The sequence below is a fragment of the Romboutsia sp. 13368 genome (assembly GCF_018336475.1).
In the GTDB taxonomy this organism is placed as follows: Bacteria; Bacillota; Clostridia; order Peptostreptococcales; family Peptostreptococcaceae; genus Romboutsia.
The window spans coordinates 977,477-988,513 of record NZ_CP048741.1 but is presented as its reverse complement, the minus strand read 5'-3'; the positions used below and the strand labels follow the sequence as shown (position 1 = coordinate 988,513).

11 protein-coding genes are annotated in these 11,037 nt (G+C 26.2%); 2 read left to right on the top strand and 9 right to left on the bottom strand.

Features of this window, described 5'->3' with window-relative positions:
• Positions 1-177: 177 nt before the first annotated feature.
• Complete coding sequence (gene miaB, locus G3997_RS04035) at positions 178-1,611, bottom strand: tRNA (N6-isopentenyl adenosine(37)-C2)-methylthiotransferase MiaB (protein ID WP_296648507.1); 1,434 nt, start codon at positions 1,609-1,611, stop codon at positions 178-180.
• Between the two features lie 138 nt (positions 1,612-1,749).
• Between miaB and G3997_RS04030 the strand changes: the two genes are divergently transcribed.
• Together G3997_RS04030 and G3997_RS04025 are read left to right on the top strand one after the other, a co-directional pair.
• Positions 1,750-2,409 (top strand): DUF421 domain-containing protein, encoded by a 660-nt coding sequence (locus tag G3997_RS04030; RefSeq protein ID WP_296648503.1) that lies wholly within the window; start codon positions 1,750-1,752, stop codon positions 2,407-2,409.
• A gap of 12 nt (positions 2,410-2,421) precedes the next feature.
• On the top strand, positions 2,422-2,802 hold the full coding sequence (locus G3997_RS04025) for a DUF4363 family protein (RefSeq protein WP_296648500.1): 381 nt from the start codon (positions 2,422-2,424) through the stop codon (positions 2,800-2,802).
• A gap of 29 nt (positions 2,803-2,831) precedes the next feature.
• Here G3997_RS04025 and truA read toward each other — a convergent pair whose 3' ends face one another.
• From truA to larE, 8 genes are all read right to left on the bottom strand, one after another.
• Positions 2,832-3,569, bottom strand: a complete 738-nt coding sequence (gene truA / locus G3997_RS04020; protein WP_296648495.1) for a tRNA pseudouridine(38-40) synthase TruA — start codon at positions 3,567-3,569, stop codon at positions 2,832-2,834.
• A gap of 18 nt (positions 3,570-3,587) precedes the next feature.
• Positions 3,588-5,030 (bottom strand): sensor histidine kinase, encoded by a 1,443-nt coding sequence (locus G3997_RS04015; protein ID WP_296648490.1) that lies wholly within the window; start codon positions 5,028-5,030, stop codon positions 3,588-3,590.
• Positions 5,030-5,728, bottom strand: coding sequence for a cell wall metabolism DNA-binding response regulator WalR (gene walR / locus G3997_RS04010; RefSeq protein WP_296648486.1), 699 nt, complete (start codon positions 5,726-5,728; stop codon positions 5,030-5,032). The genes G3997_RS04015 and walR overlap by 1 nt, the downstream gene beginning before the upstream one ends.
• 20 nt (positions 5,729-5,748) lie before the next feature.
• The gene (locus G3997_RS04005) at positions 5,749-7,113 is read right to left on the bottom strand and encodes a hypothetical protein (RefSeq protein ID WP_296648483.1); all 1,365 of its coding nucleotides are present in this window, start codon (positions 7,111-7,113) and stop codon (positions 5,749-5,751) included.
• A 15-nt stretch (positions 7,114-7,128) separates the two neighbouring features.
• Entirely contained in the window at positions 7,129-7,746 is a 618-nt protein-coding gene (locus tag G3997_RS04000) for an HDIG domain-containing metalloprotein (protein ID WP_296648480.1), read from the bottom strand.
• Positions 7,747-8,165: 419 nt separating this feature from the next.
• Positions 8,166-8,762 (bottom strand): hypothetical protein, encoded by a 597-nt coding sequence (locus G3997_RS03995; protein WP_296648475.1) that lies wholly within the window; start codon positions 8,760-8,762, stop codon positions 8,166-8,168.
• A 62-nt stretch (positions 8,763-8,824) separates the two neighbouring features.
• On the bottom strand, positions 8,825-9,970 hold the full coding sequence (locus G3997_RS03990; RefSeq protein WP_296648472.1) for a THUMP domain-containing class I SAM-dependent RNA methyltransferase: 1,146 nt from the start codon (positions 9,968-9,970) through the stop codon (positions 8,825-8,827).
• Positions 9,971-9,988: 18 nt separating this feature from the next.
• On the bottom strand, positions 9,989-10,786 hold the full coding sequence (gene larE / locus G3997_RS03985; RefSeq protein ID WP_296648468.1) for an ATP-dependent sacrificial sulfur transferase LarE: 798 nt from the start codon (positions 10,784-10,786) through the stop codon (positions 9,989-9,991).
• Positions 10,787-11,037: the final 251 nt, after the last annotated feature.

Sequence of the window (11,037 nt, the reverse complement as noted above, 5' to 3'; positions counted from 1 at the left end):
GTGATTTWATWWAWAAMTAYYTTMAAWWWGAWKWKKTWWATMWYWWATTMWYTWWTAWTWMTWWAATATTAAADACTATGTAATATGGGGTATAACGGCTAAAATATTAGAAAACTTTTTAGAATTTCTAGACGCATAATAAAAAATGTGCCTTAAATATCTAAGGCACATTTTTTATTACTTAACTAATTCTCCTTGTAATGAGAATGTTTTTGGTGATGTTATTTTAACATTAACTAATTTACCAACTAAATCTTCACTTCCACCTGTAAAGTTTACAAGTTTATTTTGTCTAGTTCTACCAGTTAATACATTTTCATCAGTTTTGCTTTTTCCTTCAACTAAAACTTCAACAACTCTATCTTGGTAGCTTTCATTTATTTTAGCTATTTCTTCATTTACTGCAGCTAATACTCTGTTAAATCTTTCATGTTTTACATCTTCAGGTATTTGATTTTCCATCTTTGCAGCTGGAGTTCCTTCTCTCTTTGAGTATATAAATGTAAATGCAGCATCATATTTTACTTTTCTAACTACATCTATAGTGTCTAGTAAATCTTCTTCAGTTTCGCCAGGGAATCCTATCATAAGATCAGTTGAAAATGCTATATCAGGTATTTCTTTCTTAGCTTTTTCTATTATTTCTAGATAGTATTCTTTACTATAGTGTCTGTTCATTTTCTTAAGTAAGCTTGTACTTCCACATTGTACTGGTAAATGTATAAATTCACATACTTTATCACAATCTCTTATAGCATATATAACCTCATCAGATATATCTTTAGGGTGAGATGTCATAAATCTTATTCTTTCTAATCCGTCTATTTCATTTACTATTCTTAAAAGTTCTGCAAATGTTACAGGATTATCTAAAGTTTTACCGTATGAATCTACATTTTGACCTAGTAATGTTATTTCCTTAGTTCCATTTGCAACTAATTCTTTTATTTCATTTACTATATCTTCAACAGTTCTACTTCTTTCTCTACCTCTAGTATATGGTACTATACAGTAAGTACAGAARTTATTACATCCATACATTATATTTACAAAGGCTTTAAGTTCGAATTTTCTACTACTTCTAAGACCTTCTACAACTTCTCCATCAACATCCCAAACATCTACTAACATTTTTTCAGAATCCATTGATGATGCTAATAATTCTGGGAATTTATAAAGGTTATGTGTTCCAAATACTAAATCAACATGGTTGTATTTAGATTTTAATTCTTTAACAACGTGAGGTTGTTGCATCATACATCCACAAACTGCTATTTTTAAATCTGGATTTTTACGCTTATTAAACTTTAATTGACCTAAGTTTCCATAAACTTTAAGCTCTGCATTTTCTCTTACTGCACAAGTATTATATATTATAAGGTCACACTCTGCAGCAAGCACAGTTCTTTGATATCCCATGTCATCAAGCATTGCACATAACTTTTCTGAGTCATGCTCATTCATTTGACATCCAAAAGTTTGTATCATATATTTTGGTTTTGTTTGATGTATTGCATAAAATCTGTTATTTTTTTCTGCTATTGCTTCTATAAATCTATCTTGTTCTTGTATTTTCTCTATAGGAACTTGTACTTGTTTTCTTTTGCTCATAATCCTAACCTCCTTAATACTAAGTAAGTCATATTATATCAAATTCTACCATTATTTTAAAGATATCATTTTGTATTTAAGTATCTAAGTTTTTGATTTGGGTATACTAGTTTATATACTGTTTTTAGAGGTGATAAAATGCTTGTTGTTTTTATTAGAAGTATAATTTTATATATAGCTGTTTTAATAGCTTTAAGAATTATGGGTAAAGGCGAAATAGCTGAAATGAATGCTTTTGACTTAGTAATAACACTACTTATTGCTGAAGTTGCCGCAATTCCCATGCAAGACAATTCTATTCCTATGATATATGGAATTGCATCTATTACAGGACTTGTATTCATAGAAATTTTAATTTCTTTTATAGCCTTAAAAAGTAGAACTATTAGTAAATTTTTATCTGGTAGCCCTACTGTTCTTATAAGTAAATCTAAATTAAATTATAAACAATTAAAAAAAGAGCGTGTATCTATTGAAGAGTTACTTGAAGAATTACGTACTCAAGGATATTTTAATATTAAGGATGTACAATATGCAATACTAGAAACAGATGGAAACTTAAGTATAGTTCCATCAGCTTCTTATGACTCTAGTAAAACAAGTGATTTTAAACATTTACCTCTTCCAGTTATAATCGATGGCAAAATTGCAAAAGATAACTTAAAAGAATTAAATAAAGATGATAAGTGGGTTTCAAGAATCTTAGAAGATAATAACATAAAAGCTATTAAAGATGTTTTAATCTGTATAATCGATGAAAATGATGAAATTTTTATACAGAGAAAAAGGACTAGATGAGGTGAGCATAATATGAAACAAGTTATTGCCGTTATTATATGGACGTTATTATTTATAAGTTTAGGAATTTATTCTGAAAATAAAATTAATGACTTTACTGATAAATTTAAAACTGATATTGAAGTTATTGAAAACTATATTGAAGAAGACAAACTTGATGAAGCATCTAATAATATAAAAGACTTGTCAAAATCATGGCATGAAGAAAAAGAAATTTGGTACAAGATAGTGAATCATGAATACTTCGATGAAGTATGCTTATCACTTAACATACTTGAACAAAATGTAAAATACAATGATAAATTAGATGCATTAGAACAAGTTGAAACAATAAAGATGCTATTAAATAATATTTTAGAATCAGAAAAATGTGATTTAAACCATATATTCTAATTAAAAAATAGGCTAATTTAGCCTATTTTTTAATAACTTACTTTATATAAATATAATCCCTTAGCTGGTGCTGTATCTGAAGACTTACTTCTATCTTTTTCTTCAAGCATTCTTTTTATATCTTCTGGTGATATTTTTTTATGTCCTACATCTATTAAAGCACCTGTCATTATTCTTACCATATTGTATAAGAATCCATTGCCTTCAAAATATATTTCTATTAAACCATTGTCTTCTTTTATATTTATAGAATATACAGTTCTTACATTTGATTTTTTCTTAGATTTTGATGATGCAAAACTAGTAAAATCATGTTCTCCTATAAAGTATTTACTTGCCTCTTTCATTAATTCTATATCTAGTTTCTTAGGTATGTGAGTAGTATACTTTCTTAAAAATGGGTCATGGAATTTATTATTGTATATTTTATATAAATATACTTTTGATTTTGCATTATATCTACTATGGAATCTGTCTTCTACTTCTTCTAGATTAGCTATAACTATATCTTCTGGTAAATATTCATATAAATATGATTGCATTTTTTCTATAGATAAATTAGAATTTGTTTTAAAATTTGCAACTTGTCCATATGCATGAACTCCCATATCAGTTCTTCCTGAACCAATTATTTCTATGCTTTCATTAGTCATTTTACTTAATACATCTTCGATTTTACCTTGTATTGTCATATCATTGTCTTTTAATCTTTGAAATCCCTTATACCTTGATCCATCATACCTTATTGTCATTTTTATATTTCTCATATTGTTCCTCTTTCTATTTTAAGCTTGTATAGATTTTATGTGTATATTTTTTATTTTTACAGTTATAGAAGTTCCTACTCCTTTTTTACTGTTAAGTATCATATTTCCTCCATGAAGTTTTACTATTTCATTACTTATAGCAAGTCCTAGTCCACTTCCAGCTTTATTATAATCTTCTTGGAAGAATTTATCTAATACTTTTTCTAAGTTTTCTTTTTCTATACCAGCACCATTATCTACTACTTTTATAGTAGTATATTCTTCATCTTGAGATACTACAATATTTATAAATCCGCCATCATCAGTAAATTTTATAGAGTTTTGAACTAAATTTATTAAAACTTGTCTAAGTCTATCCTTATCACCTTGAATTAAGTCAATATCTTCATTTATAAACTCTACATTTAATCTAATATTTTTTTCATTTGATTTTACTTTAAGTTGATTTACAACACCTATAGCTAGCCTTTTTATATCTACTGTATCTATCTTTAATTTTATTCTATCTGATGCTAACCTTGAAAAATCAAGTAATTCTTCAACTAATTTTATAAGTCTTTCCGTTTCATCTTGAATTATTCCAAGACCTAAATCAAGTTCATCTCTTGTTATTTCCTCATAACCTAAAGTTTCACTCCATCCTTTTATTGATGTAAGTGGTGTTCTAAGTTCATGAGATATTGAAGAAATAAATTCTTCTTTTAATTTTTCACTTTTATCTATTTCAGCTGCCATGTGTACAAATGTCTTTGCCAAGTCTCCAATTTCATCATTTGATATATTTGTATCTTTTAACTTTATACTGAAGTTCCCATGAGATAATTCATTAGCAAATTCTTTTAATTCAACAAGTGGCTGTATTATAGTTTCTGCAAATCTTAAACTTAAAGATAGTGCTATTATCAATATACATATACCAGCAAAAACTAAACCAAGTCCTAATTTGAATATAGTTGCATCTATTTCTGTCAATGATACTGTGTATCTTATTGCTCCTTCTATCACATTATTTATTTTTATAGGAACAGATACACTCATTACATGTTCATTAGTAGCTTTTATCTTAGATGTTATTGGATATAAATCCTTTGCACCTTTAAGTGCTTTATCTACATCTTCAGATTCTATTTTTTCATTTGTTTTTATACCATATGGGTCTACTATAATATTTTTATTTTTATCAATTACTTGGATTGCAAACTTTGAACTTTCTCCAATTTTTTGCTTGTCTAGTATATTACTTATCTTTTCATCAAAAGTTGTATTTTCTATATTATTTATACTGGTATTATATACAGAATTTGTATAATTAACTTGAGCTTTTAAACTTTGTCTTACAGAATCATAGTAATAATTTTGAACATAAAACATAAATAAACCTTCAAATAATGTAACTGTTAATATTATTATTATGAAATAGTTTTTAATTACTCTTTTTCTTAGCCCTTCAAAGTGTAGCACTATTGTTCGTCCTTTCTAAAACAATATCCATATCCCCAAACAGTTTGTATATATTTAGGTTTTGATGGGTCATCTTCTATTTTATTTCTTATTCTTCTTATATTTACATCAACTATTTTAAAATCATAAAGGTAGTTACTCCCCCATACTTCTTCAAGTATTTGATCTCTACTTAAAGATTTTTTTGCATTCGTAATTAAATATTTTACAATAGAAAATTCTGTAGGTGTAAGTTCTATTTCTTTACCATTTTTTAATAGTTTTCTCTTATCTAAGTTAAGTGTAAATGGCAATGCTACTATTTCATTAGATTTTATATTATCATCCTTTTTAATTCTTCTAAGTAAAGCACTTATTCTAAATAATAATTCCTTTATACTAAATGGCTTTACCATATAGTCATCAGCGCCAGATATGAAGCCCTCTATTTTATCATCTTCTTGAGCTTTAGCTGTAAGCATTATAATTCCAACTTGATCAAAATTTTGTCTTATATATTTACAAACTTCAATTCCACTCATATCAGGTAACATCACATCTAAAAGTGCTAACGATATATTTTTCTCATTTTTTATTTTATCTATAGCTTCCTGTCCACATTCAGCCTCTATTACTTCATATCCTTCTCTTTTTAAATTTATGCTTACAAAACTTCTTATTCCAATTTCATCTTCTAGTATTAATATTTTTTCCTTCATTTAAATCCTCCCAAACAAAACTAATATATCAATGAGAAATAATCCATTAATGCTTCTGTAGTTATATTTAAATTCTCTAATATATCTACATCATTTTTTTGTAATACAAATGTATTATCATAATTTTCTCCAAGTACTATAGRTGTATTATTACTTATACTTTTAGCTTCTTCCGTAATAGTTTTTGGAGATACCACTATAGTGAAAATATTTTTAGGTTCATTTTCAACTAAATCATGGTAATAAAACTTAAATAAGGCATTTGCACCTTCATAATCTTGTTCACAATATATTTTATTTACTAATTCATTTGGTATATATAATTTAAAATTATATTTATAATTATAATATATTTTTCTATCAAATACCAATTTTGCATCCTCATTATATTTACCATTCCATCTATACCAACTAATATTAGATGAATACTGCAGTGTATATATACTACTACTTCCCGTAACTATTGGTATTTCAAGTATATTATCTTCATTTATATCCTCAACTGGTATATAGTATGGTTTCATCAAGTTTTTATCATTATCTTTAAAAACCTTTTTTAATTTTTTATCTTCAATATATAAAATTTGAGTACTATAATTATTTTCTTTTAGATTTGGAATATCTAACACTACTCCTTTTTTATTAGTATCTATTTTTCCATATGTTATATATAAATTATTTAAATTCTTAATATTTTCAAATTCTATAAAATCTAAAAGCATTATTTTATCATTAAAATTTAATAAACTAGTATAAACTTTATTTACTTTCGGATTATAATTTAAAACCAATATATCTAAAATATCATCATTATCGATATAATCTACTTTTACTTTTATATCGGTAAGATTGTTACTATCATTTATCCAATATGGATTTAGTGTATCTAACTTTTCTAAGCCATTATCCTGTAATTTATATATGTACATATTAGTTTTATCTTGTTTTTTTACAAGAAGTATTATTTCTAAGTTGTTATCATTATCTAGGTCATAGAAATTAGCATACTCTATACTATCTCCACTTTCTAATATGTTTCCTTCTTCTTGATATTTTCCACTTTCATTTTTCTTTAATACCATAAAACCTACTTCAGTTTTATTTTCATTTGCATTTTCTTTTTTTTCAAAAACTACTATCTCTTTCTCTCCATCTTTATTTAGGTCAACCTCATTTATTTTAGCAACTTCACTTGTGTTTTTTGGAAGTAATAATGAAGAATTTGGTGCTGGTAAAAGTTTTTCTATTTGTTCATATAGATTCAAACTTTCTTCATTTATAACTGGCTTTTCCTTTATAAGTTGTTCTGGAGATTTAGAGTTTAAGCTACACCCACTTAATAAAACAAGTGAAGCTATTAATGTAGTTAACTTAAATAACTTCATCCAAAACCTCCCTATTTAGTTTTTCTCAAAATACTCTTTAAATTTTTCTATCCTTTCTTTTTCATGATTTATAGTCTCTTTATCTAAATTTCCTCTTCCAAGTCTATCGCATAAAGATAGTAATGCTACCTCTTTATATTCTACATCATTTATCATATCTTGTGGTTTAAAAAATGGAAGATTTTTATCATAATACAATGGTTGCATATGCCATCTAACTAAATTTACTACTTTTTGCTTAAATTTTTCATCATGCGTTAATTCATTTAAAAAGTCCATAGCTATATCTTTACCTTCTATATCATGGTCATAAGATGTTATTCTATTTTTTCTTACTCTTGTAGTAGTTAATTTTCCTATATCATGTAAAAGTGCTGCCCACATAAATACTTTTTCATCATTTGAGTACTGCTTGTACTCACTTGCTCTATCTACTACCAAAAATATATGATTTAAAACATTTCCTTCTGGATGATACTTAGGATTTTGATTTATATCCTTTAATTTTCTTATCTTATCAAATGGATATCTATCTAAATCTCCATCCATTATTAGAGATTCTAATTCATATGATGGTTTTGAACTATTTAATAAAATTTCATTTATTCTTGTAAATACTTCTTTATTATTCATAAAATCACCCTTAAAATAAAATTTTAGGTTAGGCTATTTATAACTTCATTTAGCCAACCGTATACACCTATATATTTATTATTATTTTTTAGGGAATTTATCCTCTGACCAAACAATATTTTCAAAGTTACTTTTAACTTCCTTAACTTCTGTAGCCTTTGATTGACATAAATCTTGTTCCATATTTTTATCTATATTTTCTTCGCCTCTAAATGTTATTATATCATTACTGTCATTATCTTCAGATGAATTTTCAGTTTCTATTTCCTCTACTTCTACATATCTTGTATCTTCAATTATATCTTCTTTTTGTGGTCTTTTTCTCTTTTTAGGATGTATTACTTTTTGATTTTTAGGTTTAGTATTTTCTTGAACTTCATCTATGAATTTTTCATCATTTTCTACTTCTTTTAATTCATTTAAATTATTATGTTTCTTGGATACTTTATTTGAATTCTTTTTACTTGATRGACTTTATTTGAATTCTTTTTACTTGATGGGTTCTTTTTATTAGATTTCTTATGTGGAGGTTGTTCTTTATTACTTTGTTCGCTTTGACTATTAGTTTTCTTATTTTTAGAATTGTTATTATCGTGAGAGTTTTGATTATGTTTTGATGATTTTTTATTACTATATGTCTTTTTAGATTTAGATGATTTTTTAGGTTTGCTAGCTTCTTCAACATCATTTTGCTCTTGAATTTTATTAGAATTAGCAATATCTATTTTTTCTTGATTATCTTCACTTTTAGGATTATTTACCTTCTTATTTGGTCGTTTTTTTGATTTATTTCCTCCTAATGATAAGTTTAATTTAAGCCCACCTTGCTTTTTAGGTTTACTTGCTTCTTCATCTAATCCAAATTCTTTTTTCTTATCTTCTGGAACTAAATCATTTAAAATTATCTCATTGAAATCTTCTTCATATTCTAATTTTTCTTTTGTATTTTTTTCTAAACTTTTTGAGTGCTTGTTTTTCTTATTTCTATTACTGCTTTTACTATTTAGTCTTAACATTACTACACCCCCTTAAAATACTCTTTATATTATTTATATTATCTTAAGGGGGAATTTATTAATTATTTTTTAGGTGGACGTGGTCCTATATATTGATATAAATTAGTCTTAAGCATACCATTGTATAATTTTCTTCTTTTATCTGCTTCTTGTCCAAACTCTTTTTCAAAGTCTTCGTAAGAAGTTATTAAATAGTAAGACCAATTTTTTAATTTTCTAAATGTATATCCTAAGTGTTTATATAGACTTTGTACACTTTCTTTATCTTCTAATCTTTCTCCATATGGTGGGTTTGTAACTATAAATCCATATTCTTCATCGCTTTTAAAGTCTATTGCATTTCCTAGATTAAATTCTATATATTCATCTACTCCTGCAATTTCTGCGTTTTCCTTAGCAATTTCTAAAGCTTCTTCATCTATATCATATCCATATATTTTAAACTCAATATCATTGTCTATTTTATCAAATGCATCTTTTCTAGTATCCCACCAGATTTTTTTATCTAATGTTCTCCATTTTTCTGATATAAATTCACGATTAAGTCCAGGTGCCATATTTATCCCCATCATAGCAGCTTCTATTAACATAGTTCCCGAACCACACATTGGGTCTACTAATGTTCTACCTGGCTTCCATGGTACTAAACTCATTATTCCTGCAGCTAATGTTTCTCTTATTGGAGCTTTATTTGCTTTTTCTCTATATCCTCTTTTATGAAGAGCATCTCCAGTTGTATCTATTGATATAGTTACTTTATCTTTGTGTAAAAATACATATATAGGATACTTTTCTTTATCTTCTTTTAGTAACCCAGTTTCCATATAACTTTTTTTAAGACTATCAACTATTGCCTTTTTTACTATAGCTTGTATATCTGTTGTACTATATAATTTTGATTTTATAGACGATGCTTTAGATACAGGGAATTGTGCTCCATATGGAATGTATCTTGACCAATTTATTCTTTTTGTATTTTCAAATAATTCGTCAAATGTTTTTGCTTCAAATTCTGCTATTTTAAGATGAACTCTTTCTGCACATCTTAACCACATATTAGCTTTAGCTATTCCATCTTCACCAGTTTTATAAGTAATTCTTCCATCTTCTGTTTTTATTATTTCAAATCCTAAATCCTTTATCTCTCTTGCTAGCATTTTTTCCATACCAAAAAAGCAAGGTGATATTAATGTATAACTTTTCTTCATGTCATCCTCCTAAGTGTATTACTTATTCATGCTCCCCATTTCATATCCTGCCATATCTAGGGTTACATATTTAAAACCTATTTCTTTTAGTTTTTTATGTGTTTTATTTAATAAATCTTCATTAAAAAACTTATGTATTTCATCTTTACCTACTTCTATTCGTGCAATGTCGTTATGTACTCTAACTCTAAATTGATTAAATCCTATACTTACTAAATATTCTTCACTTTTTTCTATTTTTTTAAGCAAATCTTTAGTTATTTTTGTTCCATATGGAATTCTAGTTGCAAGACATGCAAAAGCAGGTTTATTATAAGTATTAAGGTTCATTTGTTTTGAAAGATTTCTTATATCTTCTTTTGTTAATTTACATTCTTTAAGTGGGCTTATTATATTTAACTCTTCAAGTGCCTTAAGACCCGGTCTAAAATCACCTAAATCATCTAAGTTAGTTCCATCTAATACATACTTTATATTGTGCTTATTAGCAACTCCCTTTACAGTATTAAATACTTCTCTTTTACAGTGATAGCATCTATCACTATTATTTTCTATAAACTTCTCAACTTTAAAATTATCAATATTAACAACTATATGTTTAACTTGAAACTCTTTAGCATAATTTATAGCTTCTTCAATTTCTCTATCTGAATGCATCATAGCATGAAGGGTTACCGCAATTACTTTATCACCTAAAGTATCTTTTGCTACCTTAAGTAAAAAATTACTATCTACACCACCTGAATAAGCTATTGCTACACTTTCTAGTTCTAGTAGTCTACTTTTTAGGTTGTCTAACTTTTTATTTATTTCCATAAGATTCCCTCCAATGCATAATAAGTTAATTATATAAAAAGTCTTAATATAAAGCAAATTTAATTTATAATTATAGTTTAAATTTTAGACTTATTGGTATTTACTGTATTATAATCTTATAATAGGGGGTAGATACTATGAGAATTACTTATGATATTTTACAAAATTTACTGAAGTGTAATACAGGGATAAAGTTAGTTTTTAGAGAAAATTCAAATATATTAGATATTTATTTATATAATGATATCATA

Excerpts from the sequence above, each read along its gene's own strand:
- G3997_RS04030 (WP_296648503.1), top strand. The coding sequence starts at position 1,750 with ATGCTTGTTGTTTTTATTAGAAGTATAATTTTATATATAGCTGTTTTA.
- G3997_RS04025 (WP_296648500.1), top strand. The coding sequence starts at position 2,422 with ATGAAACAAGTTATTGCCGTTATTATATGGACGTTATTATTTATAAGT.
- truA (WP_296648495.1), bottom strand. The coding sequence starts at position 3,569 with ATGAGAAATATAAAAATGACAATAAGGTATGATGGATCAAGGTATAAG.
- walR (WP_296648486.1), bottom strand. The coding sequence starts at position 5,728 with ATGAAGGAAAAAATATTAATACTAGAAGATGAAATTGGAATAAGAAGT.
- G3997_RS04000 (WP_296648480.1), bottom strand. The coding sequence starts at position 7,746 with ATGAATAATAAAGAAGTATTTACAAGAATAAATGAAATTTTATTAAAT.
- G3997_RS03990 (WP_296648472.1), bottom strand. The coding sequence starts at position 9,970 with ATGAAGAAAAGTTATACATTAATATCACCTTGCTTTTTTGGTATGGAA.
- larE (WP_296648468.1), bottom strand. The coding sequence starts at position 10,786 with ATGGAAATAAATAAAAAGTTAGACAACCTAAAAAGTAGACTACTAGAA.